This window comes from Stenotrophomonas maltophilia complex sp. Om-AH-Sm3 (assembly GCF_059337855.1).
The window spans coordinates 79,902-97,293 of the sequence record NZ_JBYBLQ010000012.1 but is presented as its reverse complement, the minus strand read 5'-3'; the positions used below and the strand labels follow the sequence as shown (position 1 = coordinate 97,293).

Below are 17,392 nucleotides of genomic sequence, written 5' to 3'. Positions count from 1 at the left end.
GGGGTTTTCTGACTCTTGGCTTACGTGACCTGCCAGCGGATGCTGAACAGGGTTTCGTTGTTAGTCTTTTCCTGCAGGCGCTGCTGGAGCGAGGCGATGAGTTCGTCGCGCTTGGCGATGATCTCGTCCTCGACGGTGAAGATTTCCTGCCGCAGGCGGCGCTGCTTACGTTCCAGTTCTGACAGCTCGCGCTGGATGCCGTCCTGCTCCTGCAAGGTGGCGGCCTTGCGCCCGTCGCGCTTCAACTGGGCGATGCGCGCCTTGGTGTTCTTCAGGGCTTCCTCGGCGGCCAGCAGCTTGTCATCCGCCCAGCGCTCCAGCTTGTCGCGCTCCTCGTTGAACAGGCGCTGGTTGGCTTCCAGCACCTGCGCGATGGTGGCCGCGACCGCGCGCTGGCTGTTGGCAGCCAATGCTTCCGGCGCGGCGGCGTGCAGCGGAGCAGGCTTGCCCCCCGACGCGATGCTCATCAGCCTTTCGCAGGTTTCCTGATTCAGCGATTCGCCGTCGTCCGTGAGGCCGGAGAACAGCAGTGCCTCTGTGGTCTCGAAGGCGGTGACTTCCAGCCGCGCCAGCGTAAGCCAGCCAGATTTGCCGCGAAGCTTTTCCACTACGGAAATGCGTGCACCGTGCTTGGCGTAGTCCAGCGTCACGGTGGCGGCGGGCGTGGGTGCAGCGAGGCTGGCATCGATGCTCCATTCGCCCAGGGGGTGGCTCAAGCGGTAGGCGTGGGCCAGCATGTCTGGCTGGGCCGCGCCGCGAATGAGCTGGTAGCAGCCCGGCGCAATGCCGTCCGGCGGCGTGCTCAGGGAGAAGGCGTAGGACTGCTCGTCGAAGCGGGCGCGCTCGCTCAAGGCGTAGCGGGTGACGCCCCAGAACCAGCGGCCCAGTTTGTCGAGGCGGGCTTCGGCTTCGTCCAGCCGCAGCTTGAGGCGGTCGTGAACGTTCTCGTCGAAGTTCTCCAGCAACTGGGTCTGGGTTTCCTTGATGCGGTCGGCGATGGCGTCTTCCAGTTCGGCTTGCAGCGCATTGAAGGCAGCTTCGATCTGCTCCGGTTGACGGCAGGTGTCGTAGATCTGGAGTACGCGTTTCTCGAAGTCCAGGCCGCCTTCGATGCGGCCCAGCACTTCGTCGGATGCGCCAAACACGCCGGAGAACAGGTTGAACTTCTCGGTGAGCAGTTCCAGCACGCGCTGGTCGGCCTGGTTGCGGGTGTTGAGGAAATTGATGACCACCACGTCGAAGCGTTGGCCGTAGCGGTGGCAACGGCCAATGCGCTGCTCAACGCGCTGCGGGTTCCATGGCAGGTCGTAGTTGATGATGAGCGCACAGAACTGAAGGTTGACGCCCTCGGCGGCGGCTTCGGTTGCGATCATGATTTCCGCACCGGTGCCGTCGTCCTTGCAGAAGTGGTCGATCAACGCGGTGCGCCTGTCTACCTGCGGCGAGCCGGTGACGCGATCCGTGTCCTTGAACTCCGTAAGCCATTGTTGATAGACAGCCGCAGATTCTTCGTGGGTGTTGGTGCCGGAGAACAGCACCAGCGTTCCCGCGTAACCATTAGCCGAAAGGAAGCGATGCAGGTATTCCTGCGTGCGCTTGGATTCCGTGAAGATGATGGCTTTGCGCGGCGCGCGCAGTTCGGCCATCTTGCCGAAGCCGAGCGTGAGCGCCTTGAGCAATGCCTGCGCCTTGGTGTCGGTTTGCAGCGCCCGCGCGGCATCGATGAAGGCGGTGAGTTCCTCGATCTCGGTGCTGATCACGGTGCGGGTGACGTTGGGGTCGGGCTCACCGTCGGCGGCGACTGGCGCGAGGACATTGGAGGCTTCCTCGTCCTCGCTGGCCTCCTCTTCCAGATAGGCCTGCTCCAGATCGTCCTCGGCGATGAGCTGCTCGACCAGTTCCGTGCCGTCGTCTTCCGTCGCGCCCGCTGCCAGCAGGTTTTGCAGGCGTTCGCGGATGGTGACGAGCGTGGCTGCAACCGCGTGCGAGCTGGAGGCCAGCAACTTGCGCAGGATCAGTGCCGTGAGATGACGTTGCTGCTTGGGCAGGGCGTAGGAATCTTCCTTTTGCAGGAAGGCCGAGATGCGTTCGTAGAGCGCCTGCTCGTCGTCAGTGGGGTTGAAGGGCTGGGTCAGCGCTTTGCGTTCGGTAAACTTGATGTACTCCAGCACGTCGCGCCGCAGGGTGCGCTTGGCGAAGCTGGCGATGCGCTCGCGCAGCTCGTCCATGCCCGTGCCGCTGTTCATGAATTGCTTGCGGAAGGCCGTCTCGTCTCCGAACAGGTGCTCGTCAATCAGCGTGGACAAGCCATACAACTCCATCAGCGAGTTCTGGAGCGGCGTGGCCGTGAGCAACAGCTTCTTGCGGCCTTCCAGCGCGCGTTTGAGCGCCTGTCCGGTGCGGTTGCTGGCCCGGTGCGCGTTGCGCAGCTTGTGGGCTTCGTCGATGACGACCACGTCCCACGGCACGGCGCGCAGTTCCGCCTCCAGCTTGGCGGCGAACTGGTAGGACATGATAACGACCGACTTGCCGACCAGACCCTGCAAGGTGGCGAGGATGTCGCCTGCGGATTTCTTGCGCAGGGAGACGGCATCCACCACGGTGCTGGGCACGGCGAACTTGTCGTGCAGCTCCTGTGCCCATTGCTTGCGCAGGCTGGCCGGGCAGATCACCAGCAAGCGGCGGCGGCGCTCGGCCCAGTGCTGGCAGACCACCAGCGAGGCTTCGATGGTCTTGCCCAAGCCCACTTCGTCGGCCAGCAACACGCCTTCCTGCAAGGGGTTGCGCAGCGCGAACAGCGCCGCCTCGATCTGGTGCGGGTTCAGATCGACGCTGGCATCGAATAGCGACTGCGACAGGCGATCTACGCCGTCGGCAGCGTGCCGTCGCGTCAGCTCATGGGCGTAGTACTTGGCGTGGTAGGCGGAGATCAATCCGTTCCCTCCGCGTTGTTCGCCTGCGCCGCGATCCAAGCGTCGATGTCTGCTTGCCGGAAGCGCCAAGTCCCGCCGACCTTGAAGCCGGGAATCTTCTTGGCCGCCGCCAGCCGGTAGATCGTCCGTTCCGTGACCTTCAGGTACTCCGCGACTTCCCTGATCGTCAGGATTGCCCTGTCGCTGGTCTTCTTGGGCATGGGGCGGCCAGTAAGTGGAAGAAAACGACAGGATAGTGCAGAATTTTCATATCAAAGGCAACCCAAACCGAAAATTTAAGCGTTTGAAGGTCGGCTGACGGCGGACTGCATGGCCTCTCACCCCGAGATCTGGATCGCATGAATAGGAAGGGTGGTTATGGAGCTTCGTCATCTACGTTGTTTTCTGGCTGTTGCCGAAGAACTCCATTTCGCCCGCGCAGCGGAGCGACTGCACATTGAACAGTCGCCGTTGTCGCGGGCGGTCAAGGAGTTGGAAGAAGACCTCGGCGCCCAGCTATTTGTGCGCACGACGCGCAGCCCCCGGCTGACCCCTGTGGTGGCCAGTACGGCCGGGATGTTGCCGGCCGGGTCCGCGTGGATGAAGCCAATAGGCTGTGCCAGGACAAACCTCCCCGGCGTGTGGTGACGACATCTCGCTGGCTTTTGCTGCGGAACCGGCAGAATGTCCTAGCGGATCGACGCGTCAAGCTCAGGGAGCTGCTGGCTGCCAACAAGGCCTTAATGGCGACCTATGTGCTGAAAGGCGACTTGAAGAAGCTCTGACGCTAACCGCAGCCAGGCTTGGGCAGCAAAAGCGCGGAAGGACTAGCGACAGCGCGAATTACGTAGCAGCTTGGAGCCCCTGCAAAAGTTTGTCCGTCGCCTGCAGCCCTATCTGCGAGGCATCCTGGCTCATTGCTGATGGCCCCTCGGAGTGAATCTGACCGATGGGATCAACAACAATATCAAGGTAATCAAGCGCTTCGCCTACGGATACCGAGACGAGGCTTACTTTTCCATCAAAATCCGTGCAGCCCTTCCCGGAGTTGGATGGAGAACCAAAATTTAGGGAATAGACGTCAGTGAGCGTCAGTATGTTGACGGCGTGGCGCGTGCATATTGCGGAGCGAAAGGAAGGCGGCATTTGGTTGTAGCGACTTGTATGGAGGAGATCGATTGCCCCATAGTACAGAGCAGGTAATTCGGCGCGCGCACCTATACACTTGTTGAAGCTGCTGGCATCAGTCGCGTCCGGAGGATCTTGACGTCTTTCCCGGTGTCGGCCTTGATCTAAACATTCAGTAGAACGATATAGGGGTGTCGGTACAGTTGCTAGAAGCGTTCCGGCTCGGCGGCTCCATACCCGTTGATGCCGGCTGCAGTTGGTGGCTGCAACTACATCGAACAGGGATAGAAAATGAATCCGTCAAAGCGCAGATTGATCAACCCAGATCTGGATTGGGAGCCGGACGATGATGTTGGGGACGGGGCACTGGGAGTGCTCGACGATGAAGGGGGGCTGGATATCCCCGCGTCGATCTCCAGTCCAGATCCCGGTACTTTCGTGGTGACACTGCGAAGGGCTACCTTCGGCGGCCAGGACTGTATCGAATTGCATGCTCACGGCCTGGTTGTTTCAAATGCGGGCGACAAAAAAAATAACAAGGTCGAGCTCCTTGCCCGAATGACCGAGCGCAAACTCACTATGTATCCGTTAGTGGCCGCGTCTTACCGGTTGGAGTTCCTCGAGCCTAAGTATGATGAGCTTACAGAGATCGTCATCGTTGCCGACGAAAATCGGTCATGGACTCTGCCGGAAACGGTAGAAGAGTTCGACAGTCTGCTAAAGGGACTACCGACCGGCTTTGGTAGATACGCGAGGTATGGCCTTGGTTTAAAGTGGGAATACCGGCTCATACCTGAAGCTATCCTTGAGCATGTCGGCGTTACGCGGCTGGTCATCGGGCCTGGCGACGGGGCGGTCGCAGAACTACCTGAGTTCAGGCTCGGTATCGACCGATTCAATTCGATTCGCAAGGCGATCGATGCAATCTCCTATAGGGCCGCCAGAAGGTCGCTGCGGGATCGACGGATTGCTGCTTACAACGGGACCCTTAATGCAGCGCTACCCGACCAGTTTGAGCGTCGACTTCCGGAGATCAAACCGGGCGAAATCTATGAGCTTGTACAGTTGCGCGGACACAATTCGGCACGCAATGCAAAGGATAGTCTGGCCGCCGCACGAGTGGTGAGGGAGGGCGCGGAGCAGATTGCGGCGGAGGAACCTGCCGAGTTGCTCCGGCTCATGTCAGTCCTAGAACAAGTCACGCTGAAAGAACTGATTGGCAAGCTCGAAAGCATGCTTTCGAAGAACCTTGCTGAGCCGAAGTGGCAGTCCTTCTTCAAGAACAATCCTTTCATTCTTAGCCTTGCCTTCACGCATCCGGTCATCCTATTCCAAGATCAAGCGAGCGTAGGAGGCAATACAATTCGCGGCAATGGGGGGAGCATTGCGGATTTCCTGATGGCCCAGCGATTCACAGGAAACTTGGCGCTTGTCGAGATCAAGCGACCATCTTCAGGACTGGTGGGTGCTCGGCCCTACCGCGGTGATCTATACGCACCGCACACTGAACTGACTGCCTCGATTGCGCAGGTCCTCGACCAGCGGACGCAGCTGCTGCATCACTTTTCCGCGAAAAAGTCTTCGGACCGGATGATGGCTGATACACAAGTGTCGGCTGTCCAGTGCATTGTCATCATTGGAACGTTGCCAACGGATATCGCGCAGCAACGCTCACTGGATCTCTTTCGATATGCTTCTAAAGATGTGGTTGTCGTCACGTTCGATGAGCTCTTGGAGAAGCTCAAGGTGCTCCATGGTCTGATGAGCATGGAGCATGCGGCGAAATTCGATGTGGGGAGCCATGCCGAGGCCCGTGCAGAAAATACCGAGACTGAGGATGAGCTCAGCGAACACGCGGAGTTCGACGTTCCGTTCTGATAGCACCATGTCAAGTAAGGGGCTCATTCAGAGATCACGCTTGGCAAATGCCCAGAACGTTTATAGATTCATCACATTGGTCAGTGCCGTTCCATGCCGGTCCAAATCTCGGTTGATCGGAGCCTGCACGGTGACGTGCTGGCGATCAGATCACCTGCACTCGCAGTCCGTATATTCCAGTTGCATGCCTCACACCATCTGCGCCCTGGGCTGTTTCGAGCCTTTAGTTGTGGTACGTGGTGATCGAGTGCCTGAACACACAGGCATTCTGGGCTGGCATAGACTCGTCACTTGCGGTGATTTGCGATTAATGATGTGTCGGGGCTGAGGCCAGATCTAATGCAGGAAATTAGTGCTTAAGATTGACTGTGCCATCCGAGATTCGGATGAGCAGCTGAACCAAGTTACTCCGGCCTCACCCCATGGCAAGCCCACTCAACCAACTCCCGGCAAGCCAGAAACAACCCATCAACCACTCCTTCATCCAAATGCCGCTCCGGCTCCGCTGCCACACGGCAGCGGTCCGCCGCGTGCAACACCTCCAGCACCGTCAGCAGCCCCACCAACGCGCGCTCGGTCGTCGCCAGGCTCACGCGGCGGCCGGGTGACACATCGGTTTCTGGCCAAGGATGCCCATCCGCCCCCTCGCAGCCGCGCATGCGCTTGAGGATGCCGAGCAGGGAGTTCAGGTCGGGCAGGGGAGTGTCGTCGTTGATGGGATCAACAACGGTGTACGAAGAGAAGGTGTCGGATTCGTTCATGGCGTCGGCTTCCGTGGCTGTGCTTAACAGCGCCACCGCGAAGAGGTGGCGGACGGTGCGGGTTCCAAACCGGGACAGACAGTTGTCAATAACCGGCGGGTCCGAAGACCCCCACGCACCGCCCGCCATAAAGGCCGACGGATTGCCCGCCGGCACCGGTTAAGGACGGTGCCGACGGGCAAGCGTAAACAACTATCTGTCTCGGGTTTGGACGCCCGCTGCCACCCGTTGTCGGTGGCGCGCCATGGTGTTTACGCAGCCGCTTCGAATGCCAATAGAAATTCGCGAAGGAATCTCTGAATCCGAGAGCGAAGAACTATTGTTGCACGCACCATTCGTGCATCAAGCGACACCGCCGGACGCATTCGCGCAGATGCGCTGCTGATTGCGAATCAAAGTGGCGTAATCGCCCATGCTGCAAGCGAATAGCGCGACAGCCTTCTTTGCAACAGTTCTTAATCCGCACCGAGTGGCAACGGCGCCCGATCAGCCGCACACCCCGAAAATAGGTTCAAACCCGACACTGTTAACAAGCACGCAGCTTCAACCAACGCCAGCCTCAGCCGCATTCCCCACCAGCAACTCAATCATCGCCCGCGCCGCCGCTGACTGTCGCCGATGCGGCGCATAGATCACCGAGAACGGCCGCGATCTTCCCCGCAGCTGCGGCAGCACTTCCACCAGCTGCCCACGCTGCAACCGCTCGCGCACGATGAACTCGTAGCTCTGGCAGATGCCGATGCCCTGTTCGGCCAGCGACACCACGCCCAGCACATCGTCGGAGGTCTCGATGGGCGAGCGTGGCAGCCAGTCCACGTCGCGCCCGTCGTCGCGGAAGATCCACGGCGCCAGCCGCCCAGTACGCGGCATCACGAAGGGCAGGCACAGGTGCTGCTGGAGGTCGTCCAGCGTCTGCGGCGTGCCACGGCGCTGCAGGTACTCCGGCGAAGCCACCAACAGCAGTGGCGCATCTTCCAACTTGCGCCCCACCAGCCCGCTGTCCGGCAGCTGGCCCAGTCGGATGGCCAGGTCGAAGCCTTCGGCCACCAGGTCCACGTTGCGGTTGGTGATGTTCAGTTCCACCTGCACCTGCGGGTACTGCTGCGCAAAGCGCGCCAGCACGGGCGGCAGCCGGTAGTGGCCATAGGTGGTGGGCACGCTCAGGCGCACGCGGCCGGCCAGCGCACCGTCCTGGGCCAGTACGTCGCGCTCGGCGTCGTCCAGCAGGCCGAAGGCGGTGCGTACCTGTTCCAGATAGAGCCGCCCGGCGTCGGTCAGGCCCACGCGGCGGGTGGTCCGCTGCAGCAGCTGGCGGCCCAGCCGCGCTTCCAGCCGGGTGACGGCGCGGCTCAGCACCGAGGGCGTGGTGGACAGCGCCACCGCGCCCGCCGTGAACGAGCCGTGCTCGACCACTGCCAGGAACACCTCCACATCGCCCAGGTAGTCGAACTTGCGGCTCATTTGGCTCTCCGGGGAACAGATGTTTTGCGATGGAGCCAATTTATCGCCGCTGGGGCGATGAATAAAGTGGCCGCCATTCCCCCATAGGAGCTCCCCATGAACCTGATGACCCGGCTGGCCGCAGCGCTGGCCCTGACCCTGGCCGCCAGCGGCGCGCAGGCCGCCAACGTGCTGGTGGTGCTGTCCGACGAAAACCACCTGGACCTGAAGGACGGCAAGGTGCTGTCCACCGGCTTCTATCTCAACGAGCTGATGCAGCCGGTCAAGCTGCTGCTGGACGCCGGCCACGAGGTGACCTTCGCCACGCCGCAGGGGCGGGCGCCGACGGTGGATGCATCCTCGGTGACGCCGGCGTACTTCGGCAACGATGCCGCCCAACTGAAGCTGCACAAGGAACTGCTGGAGAAACTGGCGCTGACCTCGCCGACGGCCTCGCCGGTGGTCAGCCTGGCGCGCATCGAGCAGCAGGGTTACGCGCGTTTCGATGCGGTCTACATTCCCGGTGGCCACGCGCCGATGCAGGACCTACTGAAGAGCCCGGCGCTGGACCGGCTGCTGGCCGACTTCCACCAGCGCAACAAGACCACTGCACTGGTCTGCCACGGGCCGATCGCGCTGCTGTCCACGCTGCCGGATGCCGATGGTTTCGTGGCGGAGCTGGAAGCGGGTGCGATGCCGGCCACACCGAAGTGGATCTACAGCGGCTACCAGATGACGGTGATCAGCAACCAGGAAGAAGAGCAGGCCAAGCCGCTGCTGGGCGGCGGTGAGATGAAGTTCTACCCGCAGACCGCGCTGCAGCGGGCGGGTGCGAAGTTCAGCAGTAACACCACACCGTGGACCGGGCATGTGGTGGTGGACCGCGAGCTGATTACCGGGCAGAACCCGGCGTCGGCGCTGGAGGTGGGGCAGCGGTTGGTGGAGCGGTTGAAGTAAGGCGGGGTCTGCACAGCAGGCTGCCAGCCTTGCGGGCCGAGGGGCCAGCACCTCGGCCTGTCTGTGGAAGTGCCAGCGTGGTCGGCAGAGAGGGCATCAGCCCTTCGCGAGCGCTGCTCCTGACAGATCTTCAATCTGGGAAAGCGCGTGACGCGTCGCGGTCCAATCGCCGGCGTGCCTGATCGCCACGCCTCCGGCCGCTGTCCAGGCATCACAGTTCGCTTCGAAATCGTCGATCAGGACATCACCCGGCTGGTGCATGAAAAGAGGCTTGTGCCTGCCGCCGAGCACAGGCAACACCAGGCAGGTCGCTGACAGGTGTTCGCGGACCCACTGCCGCTTCTGGATGGCAGCGAGTGGATAGTTCGATTTCGGGCAGGCCGTGAGAATCACCGGGTTCAAGTGGTGGATGCTGTGGAAGAACTCCACTGCACCGTGCATCGGCGGTAGGTCGCGGAAGAACGACGGGTGGTTGTTGATGTGCCCCCACATTTCATCGTCGGCAAGCAAGCGATGGTCCAGGCCAAACAGGGCGGGAAATGCCGCGTCGAAGTCGGCCATTACGCCATCAAGATCTACGTAGATGGTGCGTCTGGATGCACTCGATCCTCCTGTGTGCCGGTTGGCGAGCGGGTCCATCATCGGTATTGACTTCACATCATCAGCGTTCATTTACGCGCTCTCCTTACAAGAGTGGGCTTTCTTCTTCATCGCTTCCCCAGTAGCGGGGCAAAGTGTTTGGCGATTGCGACAGACATGGCGGCAATCGCGATGCCGACTGCGCCGGCACGGCTGAAGGGGGCGGCGACCCACGGATGCCGTAATCGGCATGCTGGAAATGCGGCTTATGTCGCGGCGCTTCTTCAAAGGCCTGCCGGGTGGCTGACCTGGCCCTTGGGCAAGACGTACGGCCCGCAGCCACTGGCCTACTTCGCCAGCCAAGGATCAGTCTGGCGCGCTGGTGAGTGGATCATCGCAGGGCGCTACTGGCAGACCGGGTGGTGATATACCTGTGGTGCTCGATCCAGACTCAAAAGGACGTCACCGAAATGGATGCTCAGGCAGATTCAATGTACCACGCCGACCAGCGCGACCACCATGCTGAAGCCGTGCTTGAGGCCTTCTTCGCCAAGCACCGCACCCCGGCCCTGGTGCTGCAGCGTTTCTACCCGCCGGCGGCATTCCCCAGGGTTCGCAGCCGTCTAGGCGGTCTGCCGCAATTGCCCGATGGGATGGATTGGCCGGTTGGCGAGAGTTACGGCGAAGCGGCGCCGATGCACTTCCTGGCGCAGATCGATTGCGCCGAGCTGCCACGCGTGGATCCCGATATGCCCTCGCAAGGCATGCTGTTCTTCTTCGCCATGAACGACGAAGAACAGATATGGGACACGGACGAACCGCAGCAACGTGTGCGAGTGCTGTACGCGCCCGAGGTCGCGGTCGATCAGCACGTGCGTGCGCTGCCGGACGGCGTGCGCCCGATTCTGGATGAAGGTCCTTCGGACCATGCGCACCGCAATCCTGCATGGCTGCTGCCTGACGAAGATGGCCCATGCGTGCATGTTCAATGGCCCTTGGTGGCGCGGCACATGGATACCTGGCCGGACGAGCTGGAGCTGCCGCCGGGTGAGGAGGATAGGCCGTATTACGAGATCTACCCCTCGCGCCTGGACGAAATGCGGCTGGGTGCGGTGGTGGCGGCCACGGGCCTGTTTCCGCGCGCGGACGCCGCCACGGAATGGGAGCGCCCGCAGTCACCTGCGTGGACGTTCCCGGTGCAATGGCTGCGCTACCAGACCGATTTTCCCCAGGTAGGCATCATCATTGACCGTCTTTCGCGGGTGATCGGTAATGAACGACGTGCAGGCAAGCGCGGGGGTATTGATTACGCCGATGTACGCGCATGGGTGAAGCGCGCCGCCGCCATTGGTCTGGATGAAGCCCCGGATGATGCAACGCGGGAGGCATTCCGTGAGTGGATTATCGGACAGATCAGCGACGACTTCGAGCGTATGACGCTGACCGACCTGGGCATGGGGCGGGCGTTCACCAAGGGACTGCTGGCGGCAGTTGCCTACGCGGCGGGCTCGCCGGCTGCGGCCGCGCGTATACCTGCACTGATGTACCGCCACCTGCAGGACGAACATCTGCCGTTTGATGAAAGCTTGGGCACGTTGCCTGATGGCCGCAAGCGCTGCGCCGAGACGCGGGTGCACCAGATGCTGGGGCACGTACCGCGCTTGCACGGCATCGTGCCCGAGGTGGAAGGCGAGGGCGACGCGGTCTGCCTGCTGCAGTTGGCGTGTGACCCGGCGATTGACCTGGTCTTTGGTGATTGTGGTCAGGCCACGTTCTGGTTGAGTCGTGAGGACCTGCGCAACTGCAGGTTTGACCGCGTCGTGGGTGTGGTGGAGTCGCACTGATTGGGCATGGCAAGCCCGGCATGGCACCATGACGGGCTGGCCTCGTCCCTTCGGGCGGGGCCGTTTACCCAGGGAAGCCCTCGAACACGACATGCGAACGTCCTTCTTCATCCTCTCCGCCCTGTGCCTTGGCCTGCTGTCCGGCTGTGCCAGTGGCCCGGAGGAGCACGCTTCAAGCCGCGAGATCACCAGTGCGTTCGTGGCCGACGACGGCCAGCTGTATCTGCTGCCGCGCTATGACGAGCCGATGCGTTTCAATGCCGCGCCGTTCCGCGAGTACCGTGCGCTGATGGACAGCCCGCTGCGCGAGGCGGTGGCCTGCGCGCAGATGTACTTCCATGAGGACTGGCGCGACCCGGCCAACAAGGCCAAGGTGCACGGCAGCTATGCGCTGCTGCTGCGGCCGGAGCAGGTGACGGCGGAGCAGGCCGCGCAGTTCAAGCTGGAGCGGATTGAGGTCCCCTCGCGTGAGGCCAAGGCCGTGGAGGAGCGGGCACGCTACTACCTGCCGATGGACCGGACCCGTTACGCGCTGGCGTTTGACCGGGCCTGCAATCTTTCAAGGAAGGGCGGCAGCTATTACAGCGCGCTGTTCGAGGGCGACGGCGAGCGGGTGAAGTTGCCGGATGCTGCGGCGCTGGCGGAGAAGGGAAAGCTGGCACAGCCGATCAATGCGCGGGCGCAGCGGATCCTGCCGGAGCGGGAGGACAAGCCGGGTGTGGGTTCGGCGGCGGGCAAGGTGCTGGGGGCGGCGCTGATTCCTGTGGCGGTTCCGGTGTTTGTGTTGAGCCTGCCGTTCCTGGGGCCGGATCATTGGAAGTGATGGGGCGCTGAGGGAGAGCATCCACGCATGGCGTGGATCTACTTGGGCATCGCCTGAACGTTCATCCTGGAGATCTGTGTGCCCAGCACGCTGGAAACTGTTTTGAAGACCGTAGGTTTCATTGTCCTCGCGGCACTTCCGTTGGTGATCCTCTGGTTCACCCTTCGGCGAATGGCAGCAACTGCTCGCTCGTCCGTAGAGACGGGGCTGCGTTTGCATACTCCGCGCCAGATTTCCGGCAGGTCCATGACGTTGGTGATGGTGGATGGGAAAGAAGATCGGGAGCACTACTTCTTTGATGCAGCGTCCTTTTACCTGCGGCGTGGGCCAGTGCCCACGGCGGTTCCGCTCTCGCAGATCACCTCAGTCACACGAACGTCCGACAAGATCTACGGGCGCTATGTCTGGCGGGTGTGCTTCAGCAAAGCATCGGGCAGAAAGTGCGTGACGTTCACCAACAACCTGACGCTGTTCAACCGCGATTTCCTGCTGTTCCTGGAGGCGGTGCGGAAGGCCAACCCGCTGGCGTCCGTCGATCGAGCCGGTCTGTTCTTCTGATTGTGCGGCGATATCAGCAGCGCTGATTGGTAGACAGAAGGGGTGGGCGGACGGGTTGTTGTGAGTGATTTCGCGCGTGTCTCGCCCAGTCAGCCCATGCTGGCGGCGCGTATCTGGATATCGTGCTGCACGCGCTGATCTTCCAGCTGCTGTTCGAGTTGGTTGAACTCAACGCTCTAGCTCCTGAAAATAGGAGTGCATCGACTCATCTCCTATCCATTGGCTTTGTAGGCGCGCCCTAAGCATTAACCGTTCTTTTTCAAGTGCATTGGCAATATCCTGGGGATTTCCAGCCGCTTCGGCAGCGGCAAGCTCACTCCGTGCCTCCATGATGAACGTTCCGAGCCTGCCTTCCAATGCAGAGATCGCGTCGTCGAACGGCATTAAAGGAATCTGTCGTGATCGTTCGGCTGATCGATTCAGTACTTCCTGCAGTCGTTCGATATGTTCCGGATAGTCCTTGAACATTTCCCGGAGTTTGGCTGGAACGGGCGGAGAGGAAAGGGCCAAGATTGTCACCTTTTGGGCAGATCCACGTAGATTCGAGAATATCTCCACATGCCTTGGTGGGTCCAATGCTATTTGCGACAACGTATAGGTAAATGGGCTGTGCCGATTTGGCCCACGAGTCAGATCATTGGCTCGCCATTCCTCAGGGGCTGGAGGAATGTACGGCATTGCGCATGCATAATCACAATGGGGCGAACGGATGCCCGAAAACAGGAAGGAAGCCTGCGCCATGACGAACATGCCAACCCAGCTCACGACTGACTTTGATGCGATGCTCGACCGTGGAGACATTGCCGAGGCGCGGCGGCTGTTGGCTCCGCAGCTTGCACGCGGCTGTGCCGAAGCGCTGTTCCTCTCTTCTTCGATGCCCGTTGGGGAGGACGACGCACATGCCGAGACGGACAGCTTCGCGACCCTCAAGCAGGCCGCAGAGAAGGGTTATATCCCGGCAATCCATGCGGTAGGACTGTGCCTGCTGACCGGCGACCGCGGCGAGCAGGACGTCATGCGGGCGGCCGCGTGTTTTGAGCGGGCATCGGAGGCCGGCTATCCGTCGGCCATGTTCGAGTTTGGCTTGGCGTTGTTCCATGGCAAGGGTATTGCCAGGGACGTGCCGCGTGCGGTGGACCTGATTCGCGCTTCGGCGCAGGGGGGGAATGAGTACGCCAGGGAGTTCCTGTTGGCGTATTCGTTGGACGTGGGCACGTAGGAGGAGGGTGCGGAGGCCGGTAACGCTACACTGGCGGCCCGCCCCCAATGGAAGCTCGCCCATGTTCTCTGGAAAGGTTGCGGTGGTCACCGGCTCCACCAGCGGTATCGGTCTTGGCATTGCCACGGCGCTGGCGCGCAAGGGCGCCGATATCGTGCTGAATGGCTTCGGCGATGCGGCGGAGATCGAACGCATCCGTGCCCATCTGGAAGCCGAGTTCGGTGTACGGGTGGTGCACGATGGCGCGGACCTTTCCCGGGGCGAGGCGGTGCGCGCAATGATCGACCGCGTCGTGACGACGATGGGCCGCATCGACATCCTGGTGAATAATGCTGGCATCCAGCACACCGCGTCGATCGAGGAATTCCCGGTCGACAAGTGGGATGCGATCCTGGCGCTGAACCTGTCGGCGGTGTTCCATGCAACGGCGGCGGCGTTGCCGCACATGAAGCAGCAGGGCGCCGGTCGCATCATCAACATCGCGTCGGTGCACGGCCTGGTGGGCTCGGTGAACAAGTCGGCCTATGTGGCGGCCAAGCATGGCGTGGTGGGCTTCACCAAGGTGACCGCGCTGGAGAATGCGGGCACCGGCATCACCGCCAATGCCATCTGCCCGGGCTGGGTGCGGACGGCGCTGGTCGAGCAGCAGATCACCGCGCTTGCAGAGAATGACGGCACGGATCAGGAGACCGCCGCGCGTGCGCTGCTGGCTGAAAAGCAGCCGTCGTTGCAGTTCGTGACGCCCGAGCAACTGGGCGAGATGGTGGTGTTCCTGGCCTCAGACGCGGCGGCACAGATCACCGGCACGGCGCTGCCGGTGGATGGGGGCTGGACCGCGCGTTAGCTGGCCGGCTGCGCCTTACGCTGCAGCATCGGCAGTGCCACCAGTGTGGCGAGGAGGGTGAACAGCACCAGCGACGAGCCGACCGTACCGAAGCCCAGGCCACCCTTCTCCAGCGGCTTGGTGAGCAGGTCGCCGAAGGTGGCGCCGAACGGGCGGGTGAGCACGAAGGCGATCCAGAACAGGATGACCCGGTTGATGCCCTTGATGCGGCTGGCCAATGCGGTGAGCGCGATGAGGCTGCCGATCAGCAGTGCGCCGCCGGTGCAGCCCAGCCCGGAATCGTCGGCCAGGAAATCACCCAGCGCGGTGCCGAGCGTGTTGGAGAACAGCACGGCAGTCCAGTAGAAGCCTTCGGCGCGGCGCGATGCGATGTTGCTGACCGAGATCGACTTTTCCGATACCCGCCAGGCCAGCAACACCAGTGCCAGGCAGCCGGCCAGCAGGCTGGCGCCGGTGGCGTAGCCCAGGCCGAGCGTGCGGTCGAGCAGGTCGGACATCGTCGTGCCGGCGGTGCTGGTGGCCAGCACCACCGACCAGAACAGCACCGGGTGGAAGCGCCGCGCCGACAGCTGCACGGCCAGCAGGCACGCGAAGATAGTGAGCAGGATGGCCGAGCTGGCCACGTAGCCCAGGTTGAGTGTCATCGACAGCAGGTCGCCGGCGATCTCGCCGAGCGTGGTGGCGGCGATCTTCATCACCCACAAGCCGAGGGTGACCGCCGCCACTTTGCTGTGCAGGGAATCTGCGTCTGAAGCGCGCATCGAACGTCGCCAAGGATGTCTGTGGGCGATGCTGTGGCGGGCGGCGTCGGAGCACGGTCGGAACCGGGTTCGGCGAAGCTGGGCGGGGGGCGGCGTTCAGCCGGCGCTGGTCAGTCGATATCATAGGCAATCGCGTAAGCGATTGATCCGCACAGAATCACCGCTTCAGGAGTCAAGGATGTCCGACGTATCGCTAAGGTCCAGCATAATTGTTGCAGTTGTCTCTTCCGTACTCAGCTCTGTCCTGACTCTAGGGGGCGGTCTGATGCTGCAATCGTACATATCAGAGAAGAGCGAAGCTGAAAGGTTCGCCGAAGGCGCCCAGCTTACCTTCCAGGAAACGGTAGTTCTCCTCAATGAAGGCTACTTGGCCTTGAAGCAGCTGCAATGGGCGACGGACGGAAAGGGATGGGAGGAAGTGAAAGACGGTCCTTGGCTGAATTACATGGAGTTCAACCGCCAATGGAATCAGAAGTTGATTGCACACTACTTTAAGATTGAGCGGTACTTTGGGACTGGTGCAGCAAAGAAGCTGGTTGATCTCAGTAGGCCGGCTGAGTCAAATGTGCTGGCGGCCGATGCCGAAAGCTATAGCTTCAAGGATCATGCGGACGCGATCGAGTACTCAATACGGCGCGCCACGATAAGCAGGATGGTCTTCGACAAGGAAAGCGGAAAGATTCTGCAAGCTGAGCTAATTGATCATCTTGAAGATGATCGTCAGAACAGAGAGAAAATGTCGGATCTGATGGGGGCGTACCAGAAGAGCGTGGTTGCCTACAGCCGTGGATTGGATAGAACTCTCGATCAGTTAGGTGTCAAACGCGTTGTGGACAACGCGCATCAGTAGGCGTGGAGGGCGGACCACCAACGGAAGGAACGTTTTTGCTCGCTCAACTCGGCTTAGCAAACACATCCAGCCCCTTGCCCGTCTCCAGCAGCGACTTCAGGCTCGACAGCACGATCGGCCAGCCCTGGCGGATGCCGGTTTCCATGCCGCTGCCGGGTTCCAATTCGTCGTGGGTGACGGTCAGCCGCACCATGTCCTGGTAGGGCACGATCTCGAAGGTCACCCGGCTGTAGGCGTCCGGGTTGTCGGCCTGCGAGGCGGCGGCCCAGGTGATGACCAGCCGCGAGGGCGGGGTGCTTTCCACCACTTCGCCGACCAGCTCGACCGAGCGCGTTTCGTCGGCGCGCACGTGCTGCCAGCGCGAGCCGGGTTTCCAGTCCGAGACGTTTTCATGGCCCCAGTAGCGGCGGGCGATCTCGGGCCGGGTGATGGCCTCGAACACCTTCTGTGGCGTGGAGGCGATATAGATCACGTGGATGAAGCGGGTGGTCTCTGCGGACATCGTCATTCTCCTTCCAGTTCGCGTTTCAGGTCATGCAGCAGGCTCAGGCGCTGCTGCTCGAACTTGCGTACCCAGCGCTCGTAGACTTCATGCAGCGGCACCGGGTTGATGAAGTGCAGCTTCTCGCGGCCACGGCGTACTGTGCTGATGAGATTGGCGTCTTCCAGCAGGCCCAGGTGCTGGGTGACCGATTGCCGGGCCATGTCCAGGTGCTCGCACAACTGGCCCAGGGTCTGGCCGTTGTCTTCGCAGAGCAGGTCCAGCAGCGTACGGCGTGTGGGATCGGCCAGGGCCTTGAACACCTTGTCTGCGTCGCGCACGTGGTCTACCGCCATG

Annotated in this window: 19 protein-coding genes and 1 pseudogene; 11 read left to right on the top strand and 9 right to left on the bottom strand. The window is 61.8% G+C overall.

What is annotated here, in order from left to right; genetic code table 11:
* Window positions 1-20 precede the first annotated feature (20 nt).
* The gene (locus tag AC10QF_RS15110; RefSeq protein WP_164284338.1) at window positions 21-2,933 is read right to left on the bottom strand and encodes an SNF2-related protein; all 2,913 of its coding nucleotides are present in this window, start codon (window positions 2,931-2,933) and stop codon (window positions 21-23) included.
* Window positions 2,930-3,133 (bottom strand): methylation-associated defense system helix-turn-helix domain-containing protein MAD1, encoded by a 204-nt coding sequence (gene mads1, locus AC10QF_RS15105; RefSeq protein ID WP_164284339.1) that lies wholly within the window; start codon window positions 3,131-3,133, stop codon window positions 2,930-2,932. Before mads1 ends, AC10QF_RS15110 begins: the two co-directional genes overlap by 4 nt.
* A 157-nt stretch (window positions 3,134-3,290) precedes the next feature.
* Between mads1 and AC10QF_RS15100 the strand changes: the two are divergent.
* The 4 genes and pseudogenes from AC10QF_RS15100 to AC10QF_RS15085 form a co-directional block, all read left to right on the top strand.
* Window positions 3,291-3,464, top strand: a pseudogene (locus tag AC10QF_RS15100) (LysR family transcriptional regulator); the annotation flags it as partial.
* A gap of 44 nt (window positions 3,465-3,508) precedes the next feature.
* Window positions 3,509-3,697 carry a transposase gene (locus tag AC10QF_RS15095; RefSeq protein WP_164284341.1) on the top strand — a complete coding sequence of 63 codons (189 nt, stop codon included), beginning with the start codon at window positions 3,509-3,511 and terminating at the stop codon, window positions 3,695-3,697.
* A 151-nt stretch (window positions 3,698-3,848) separates the two neighbouring features.
* Window positions 3,849-3,983: a transposase gene (locus AC10QF_RS15090; RefSeq protein WP_164284343.1), complete on the top strand. Its 135-nt coding sequence runs from the start codon at window positions 3,849-3,851 to the stop codon at window positions 3,981-3,983.
* A 348-nt stretch (window positions 3,984-4,331) separates the two neighbouring features.
* Complete coding sequence (locus tag AC10QF_RS15085) at window positions 4,332-5,918, top strand: Shedu immune nuclease family protein (RefSeq protein ID WP_164284345.1); 1,587 nt, start codon at window positions 4,332-4,334, stop codon at window positions 5,916-5,918.
* Between the two features lie 404 nt (window positions 5,919-6,322).
* Here AC10QF_RS15085 and AC10QF_RS15080 read toward each other — a convergent pair whose 3' ends face one another.
* Both AC10QF_RS15080 and AC10QF_RS15075 read right to left on the bottom strand, forming a co-directional pair.
* On the bottom strand, window positions 6,323-6,679 hold the full coding sequence (locus AC10QF_RS15080; protein ID WP_494542452.1) for a hypothetical protein: 357 nt from the start codon (window positions 6,677-6,679) through the stop codon (window positions 6,323-6,325).
* A 543-nt stretch (window positions 6,680-7,222) separates the two neighbouring features.
* Complete coding sequence (locus AC10QF_RS15075; RefSeq protein WP_111096151.1) at window positions 7,223-8,140, bottom strand: LysR family transcriptional regulator; 918 nt, start codon at window positions 8,138-8,140, stop codon at window positions 7,223-7,225.
* A gap of 96 nt (window positions 8,141-8,236) precedes the next feature.
* Between AC10QF_RS15075 and AC10QF_RS15070 the strand changes: the two genes are divergently transcribed.
* Window positions 8,237-9,076: a type 1 glutamine amidotransferase domain-containing protein gene (locus tag AC10QF_RS15070; protein ID WP_111096152.1), complete on the top strand. Its 840-nt coding sequence runs from the start codon at window positions 8,237-8,239 to the stop codon at window positions 9,074-9,076.
* Window positions 9,077-9,172: 96 nt separating this feature from the next.
* On the opposite strand, the gene AC10QF_RS15065 is transcribed toward AC10QF_RS15070, so the two are convergent.
* Window positions 9,173-9,748, bottom strand: coding sequence for a 5' nucleotidase, NT5C type (locus AC10QF_RS15065; protein WP_111177173.1), 576 nt, complete (start codon window positions 9,746-9,748; stop codon window positions 9,173-9,175).
* 398 nt (window positions 9,749-10,146) lie between these two features.
* Between AC10QF_RS15065 and AC10QF_RS15060 the strand changes: the two genes are divergently transcribed.
* From AC10QF_RS15060 to AC10QF_RS15050, 3 genes are all read left to right on the top strand, one after another.
* Window positions 10,147-11,499 (top strand): DUF1963 domain-containing protein, encoded by a 1,353-nt coding sequence (locus AC10QF_RS15060; protein WP_181452194.1) that lies wholly within the window; start codon window positions 10,147-10,149, stop codon window positions 11,497-11,499.
* 91 nt (window positions 11,500-11,590) lie between these two features.
* Complete coding sequence (locus tag AC10QF_RS15055; RefSeq protein ID WP_069139953.1) at window positions 11,591-12,322, top strand: hypothetical protein; 732 nt, start codon at window positions 11,591-11,593, stop codon at window positions 12,320-12,322.
* 78 nt (window positions 12,323-12,400) lie between these two features.
* Window positions 12,401-12,880, top strand: coding sequence for a hypothetical protein (locus AC10QF_RS15050; RefSeq protein ID WP_494542451.1), 480 nt, complete (start codon window positions 12,401-12,403; stop codon window positions 12,878-12,880).
* A gap of 168 nt (window positions 12,881-13,048) precedes the next feature.
* Here the strand turns inward: AC10QF_RS15050 and AC10QF_RS15045 are convergent, their stop codons facing one another.
* On the bottom strand, window positions 13,049-13,390 hold the full coding sequence (locus tag AC10QF_RS15045) for a hypothetical protein (RefSeq protein ID WP_146257486.1): 342 nt from the start codon (window positions 13,388-13,390) through the stop codon (window positions 13,049-13,051).
* A 229-nt stretch (window positions 13,391-13,619) separates the two neighbouring features.
* Between AC10QF_RS15045 and AC10QF_RS15040 the strand changes: the two genes are divergently transcribed.
* Both AC10QF_RS15040 and AC10QF_RS15035 read left to right on the top strand, forming a co-directional pair.
* Complete coding sequence (locus tag AC10QF_RS15040; RefSeq protein ID WP_181452193.1) at window positions 13,620-14,099, top strand: tetratricopeptide repeat protein; 480 nt, start codon at window positions 13,620-13,622, stop codon at window positions 14,097-14,099.
* A 61-nt stretch (window positions 14,100-14,160) separates the two neighbouring features.
* Window positions 14,161-14,943 (top strand): 3-hydroxybutyrate dehydrogenase, encoded by a 783-nt coding sequence (locus AC10QF_RS15035; RefSeq protein ID WP_111177165.1) that lies wholly within the window; start codon window positions 14,161-14,163, stop codon window positions 14,941-14,943.
* On the opposite strand, the gene AC10QF_RS15030 is transcribed toward AC10QF_RS15035, so the two are convergent.
* Window positions 14,940-15,704, bottom strand: a complete 765-nt coding sequence (locus AC10QF_RS15030; protein WP_111177163.1) for a COG4705 family protein — start codon at window positions 15,702-15,704, stop codon at window positions 14,940-14,942. The two genes, AC10QF_RS15035 and AC10QF_RS15030, sit on opposite strands and share 4 nt — an antisense overlap.
* Window positions 15,705-15,882: 178 nt before the next feature.
* Here AC10QF_RS15030 and AC10QF_RS15025 point away from each other — a divergent pair, with 178 nt between their 5' ends.
* Window positions 15,883-16,554 carry a hypothetical protein gene (locus AC10QF_RS15025; RefSeq protein ID WP_111103108.1) on the top strand — a complete coding sequence of 224 codons (672 nt, stop codon included), beginning with the start codon at window positions 15,883-15,885 and terminating at the stop codon, window positions 16,552-16,554.
* Window positions 16,555-16,597: 43 nt separating this feature from the next.
* On the opposite strand, the gene AC10QF_RS15020 is transcribed toward AC10QF_RS15025, so the two are convergent.
* Both AC10QF_RS15020 and AC10QF_RS15015 read right to left on the bottom strand, forming a co-directional pair.
* A complete protein-coding gene (locus AC10QF_RS15020) occupies window positions 16,598-17,056 on the bottom strand; it encodes an SRPBCC family protein (protein WP_494542450.1) in 459 nt (152 codons plus the stop codon).
* Window positions 17,057-17,058: 2 nt separating this feature from the next.
* The gene (locus AC10QF_RS15015; protein WP_099529753.1) at window positions 17,059-17,391 is read right to left on the bottom strand and encodes an ArsR/SmtB family transcription factor; all 333 of its coding nucleotides are present in this window, start codon (window positions 17,389-17,391) and stop codon (window positions 17,059-17,061) included.
* Between the last annotated feature and the right edge of the window lies 1 nt (window position 17,392).